Annotated in this window: 3 protein-coding genes; 1 reads left to right on the top strand and 2 read right to left on the bottom strand. The window is 50.4% G+C overall.

Annotated elements, in window-relative coordinates:
• The first annotated feature begins 541 nt into the window (after nt 1-541).
• The gene (locus HOLDEFILI_RS05465; protein ID WP_006058514.1) at nt 542-1,441 is read left to right on the top strand and encodes a helix-turn-helix transcriptional regulator; all 900 of its coding nucleotides are present in this window, start codon (nt 542-544) and stop codon (nt 1,439-1,441) included.
• 132 nt (nt 1,442-1,573) lie between these two features.
• Here HOLDEFILI_RS05465 and HOLDEFILI_RS05460 read toward each other — a convergent pair whose 3' ends face one another.
• Together HOLDEFILI_RS05460 and HOLDEFILI_RS05455 are read right to left on the bottom strand one after the other, a co-directional pair.
• Nucleotides 1,574-3,844, bottom strand: coding sequence for a bifunctional diguanylate cyclase/phosphodiesterase (locus tag HOLDEFILI_RS05460; RefSeq protein WP_006058512.1), 2,271 nt, complete (start codon nt 3,842-3,844; stop codon nt 1,574-1,576).
• A 237-nt stretch (nt 3,845-4,081) separates the two neighbouring features.
• Nucleotides 4,082-4,423, bottom strand: a 342-nt coding sequence (locus HOLDEFILI_RS05455; RefSeq protein ID WP_006058511.1) for a DUF933 domain-containing protein, incomplete at its 5' end; no start/stop codon positions are given.

Genomic DNA, 4,423 nt, shown 5'->3' with positions numbered 1-4,423 from the left:
GCGCTGTGTCATCTCACCCAGAAGTCCAGCGCTTATCTGTCCACCACTTCTCAAATAAGAGATAGTGTCTGACGGGTATCGCTTTCTCAAGCGTCCCTACGCCTATAGTATATTCCATTCTTGAGTTATTTCAAGCGCTTTTTATAAATTTTATCGCGCTCAGGGTTCGTAATTTTACCCGTCAGGGAGGAAGGAGAGAAGAGAAAAACAGCTCCGCTAAAAACTGCAGGCGGCCTCTGAAATCCGTCTAAAATCAGGTATTCTCAAAGTCTTCCTAGGTAAGGTATTCTGTTGGATCGCAGTTGTTTGCGGCTCGTTGAACATCATCCGCTTGGATTTCCTGGTTAATCCTCTGGATCATAGTTCTTCTTGACAAAGGAAATATCGTTAAGCGGAAATGACGCAAATTCCTTCTCCTTATGAGTTCCCTGCGTCCTTTGCATTCCTTATTATTTTTTGAAACAGGATTCTTTTGTTCTTGGTTATCTTTACGATCTTTCCGTCAAATTCTGTTATACTGATTTTAAGGAAGTGAACGGAAATGACAAATGAAATCTCGCAATACGCCATCCCGCCGGATCCGCTGAGCCAGCGTTTATATCATTATCGGCTGAAAGCTTTCCAAGCCGGATGTATTCTGGCTCAAGCTGAGGAAAATCCACAGTCCTATGTTCATTTATTCCGCGTCAATTATGTCGTGCGCGGCGAAGCCTTGTTCCTGATCGACGATCAGGCGTTTCCCGTCCATGCCGGACACGCTGTGATCATTCCTCCGCGGGGAATTCTGACGCAAGCCAACCCCAAAGAAGAAGTGGAAACTTATTTTATCAACTTTGACGTCAGCAATCTGACAATGCGGGATGAATTTATGACGCGGTTACTGGAGTGGTTTCCGTTTTATCAGGTGCGCGATAACGAACGGCAGATCCTCCGCTATTTATTTGAGCGAATCTTCGACGAAGCCGCGCAGCCGCAGCTGGGTTCCAGTCTGATCGTTCAAAATCTGTTTTGTTCGCTGCTGATCAAAATGGTGCGGATGGCTCAGCAAGGGGAAGCCGTGCGAGATTTGCAGCCGGTCACCCTTTCCTCGACCCGCTATCTGATCAGCCGGGCCGTCAGCTATGTCTATCAGCACATCGGCGATCATTTGACCGTCAAAGAAGTGGCGGACAGTTTGAACATCAGTGAAATCTATCTGTATAAGCTGTTCAAAGAACACACCTCGCAATCGCCGCAAAACTTCATTTTGGAATACCGCCTGCATTTAGCGCAGGAATACTTAAGCAATCCAGATTTCCCGATCAAGGTGATCGCTCAGCAACTGGGCTTTGCGAACGCCGATTATTTTTCAGCCTGTTTCCATAAATATATCGGTTGTTCGCCTTCCGTTTACCGACAAAGATTGTTAAGCTCCAATGCGACTCGGTTAAATCCGGAATAGGATTAGAAAGACCTTCCTCGGCAAGAAACCCCCGTTACATTTGAAATTTAACTCAGAAACAAAATAATATCGGCATCCTTATGGAAAACAAAACCCACTGGAAGTGGGTTTTTATGTTCTGCATCGTTTCCTTCAGACTTCCACTCCGGACTCCTGGCAGCCCTGCGGCTGATCGAGTTCCGCCTGCAGCACCTGATCGAAATCCGCCAGCGGCATAGGTTTGAAATAGACGTAGCCCTGCACGATATCACAGCCGGCAGCCTTCAGGAATTCCACCTGCTCTGCCGTTTCCACACCTTCCGCTATCGTTTTCATCTGCAGCTCGTGCGCCATTGTCAGAATATTGCGGATAATAATGCGTTCGCGGGCGATATCCACGGATTTGCGGAAAAACAGAATGTCGAGCTTCAGCACCTGAATCGGCAGATTTTTCAAGATGTTCAGTGAGGAATAACCGCTGCCGAAATCATCGAGCGAACAAATAAATCCCCGCTCCCGCAGTTCTTCCACGATCTGCAGAAAGATCTGGTCATCTTTCAACATGACGCTTTCGGTGAATTCCAGTTCCAGCAGACCATCAGGAATCGCATAACGCCGCTTCACCGCCGTATACCAGTCGAGGAAATCGTCCTGGAACAAATCCAGCCGCGATACGTTGACCGCCAGGTTGATCGGCGGGCGTCCTGCTTCCAGATAATCGTGCAGCCACGCGCAGGCCTTTTCAAACATCAGCCGGTCAAGCTGGGTGATCATGCCGTTATGCTCAAACAGCGGAATGAACTGATCGGGCGGAATCAATCCTTTTTCCGGATGAATCCAGCGGGCCAGACATTCGCCGCCGACAATCCGGCAGTTCTGCTGAATATTGACCTTGCCCTGCACGTACACTTCAAATTCTCCGCGCGCCAGTGCTTTTTTCGCCTGGGCTTCCAGCTCGGATTCCCGCAGCGTCTGCGCCCTGAGCTGCGGCGTAAAGAACGCGAACTGATCGCCCGGCTGGTCTTTGACGGAACGATGGGCAATGTTGGCGCGGTTGACCATTTCGTTGACCGACAGGTTCAATTCTTCTTCCATGACCGGGAAAAAGCCCATACACAGCTCCAGATGGACAAGCGCCGAATGCTCGTTCATCTGTTGATCAAGCTGTGCCAGCAGCTGATTGAACCAGCTCGCCAGACGCTGAGGATCCGCGGTTTGACGCAAACCGGCAAAATTATCGCCGGACACCCGGCAGAACAGCTCGTCATCCTTCAGCGACGCTTTCACGACCGTGGAGAAATCGCGCAGCAGGGCGTCGCCCTGTTCATAGCCGAACAAATCGTTGAAATATTTAAACTTTTTGATATCGCAGTACCAAACCGTGCAGCCGCTTTTGATCAGCGCCGGCACCTCCTTCTGGAACGAAGCAAAATTGCGGTCTCCCGTCAGCGGATCCTGATACGCCAACGTTTCCAGCGCTCGCTGGTTCGCCTGCATGCTGCGGCTCTGCCAGCTCATCAACATTAAAAAGATCAACGCAGCCAGGGTGATGATGATCGTCATGCCCAGCGAGGTCTTAGCGTAATTTTTATGCAGCGCCGCCGTCGGCACCCCACTGAACAGATACCAGCGGTTCACCCCCAGCGGGATTAGCTGCGCGATGGCTTGTTCCCCGGCTAAAGAGCGATAACGCAAACTTCCGGAATGCCCGTTAGCCAGCCAGTTCTGCAGCGTATCCAGCGTTTTTTCCGTAAATTGGCCCAGCTCCGTCAGCGTCTGTTTCTCCGCCGGCAGCTCACGATGCGGGCGCATCAGGACGGTGCCGGTTTCATCGACAAGCAGACTGTATCCCTCGCCGTTGAGCAGCGGAGCGTCAAGAATGGAACGATATACGTCGATCAGATTCTCCGCAATCAAAACCCCGATCGGCTCGCCGGCATTGTTTTTGATCAACATGCCGTAACTGCCGACCCATTCTTCTCCCTCATCCAGCTGCGGATCCGACAGACTGCGGCCTTCCGCCAGCGTCTGCTGAAAAAAAGGATCCTGACTTACCTGTTTTTTCAAATGGTGGTTGCTGCGGATATCGACCAGATCCGCATTGCCGCTCAGATCTGCATACCCCATCCGAACGAACTGATTCTGATTATTAATGGTTTCCAAAATGTCGATCATCCTGTCGGCGTCGTCAATCCCTGTTTCGCCGATAACGATCGCCAGCGCTTCCAGGGTTTGAAAATCACCGTCGATCTGCTTGATCAGCGTGTTCTGCAGCTGCGCCGCGGCATTGTTCAGATATTGAACACTGTCCTGCTCGCTCTGGGTGCGCATATAATGAACATAGCCCAGACTGCCCAATAAAAAGCACAGGCAAATTCCTATGATCGCAATTTTGGTTTTTTTCTGCGCTGTTTGTGGATTCATTTTTTATGTACCAACCTGTCAAGTTAATTTTACCATAGACCCTTGCCGCATGACAAGGAATAACCCGTTGAGTGCCGGGCAAAAACCGTCGGGATTGAACAATATCGGCGTATCGTTGCGAGGCTTTCCATTATTTTCCTAACAAAACAGCTCATTGCCGCAGATCAACACCCAAAAAAAAATCCTGGAATCAACCAGGATGTTCGTTAGCTTCAGCGGCCAACTTTCACAGTCCGATCAGACGTTGAAGCGGAAATGCATGACATCGCCGTCCTGCACGATGTATTCCTTGCCTTCCAGCCGCAGCTTGCCGGCTTCTTTTAAAGCAGTTTCGCTCTTATACGTCATCAGATCTTCGTAGCTGTACGTTTCCGCACGGATAAAACCGCGCTGGAAATCGGTATGAATAATGCCGGCGCATTCCGGCGCAGTCATGCCCTCGCGGAAGGTCCAGGCGCGGACTTCCGGTTCGCCGGCGGTGAAGTATGTCTTCAGGCCTAATAAATGATAAGCGGACTTGATCACCCGGTCCAGACCGGATTCCGGAATTCCCAGTTCTTCTAAGAACGCCAGTTTTTC

It is taken from the genome of Holdemania filiformis DSM 12042 (assembly GCF_000157995.1).
GTDB lineage: Bacteria > Bacillota_I > Bacilli_A > Erysipelotrichales > Erysipelotrichaceae > Holdemania > Holdemania filiformis.
This window is presented reverse-complemented; position numbering and strand designations above follow the sequence as displayed.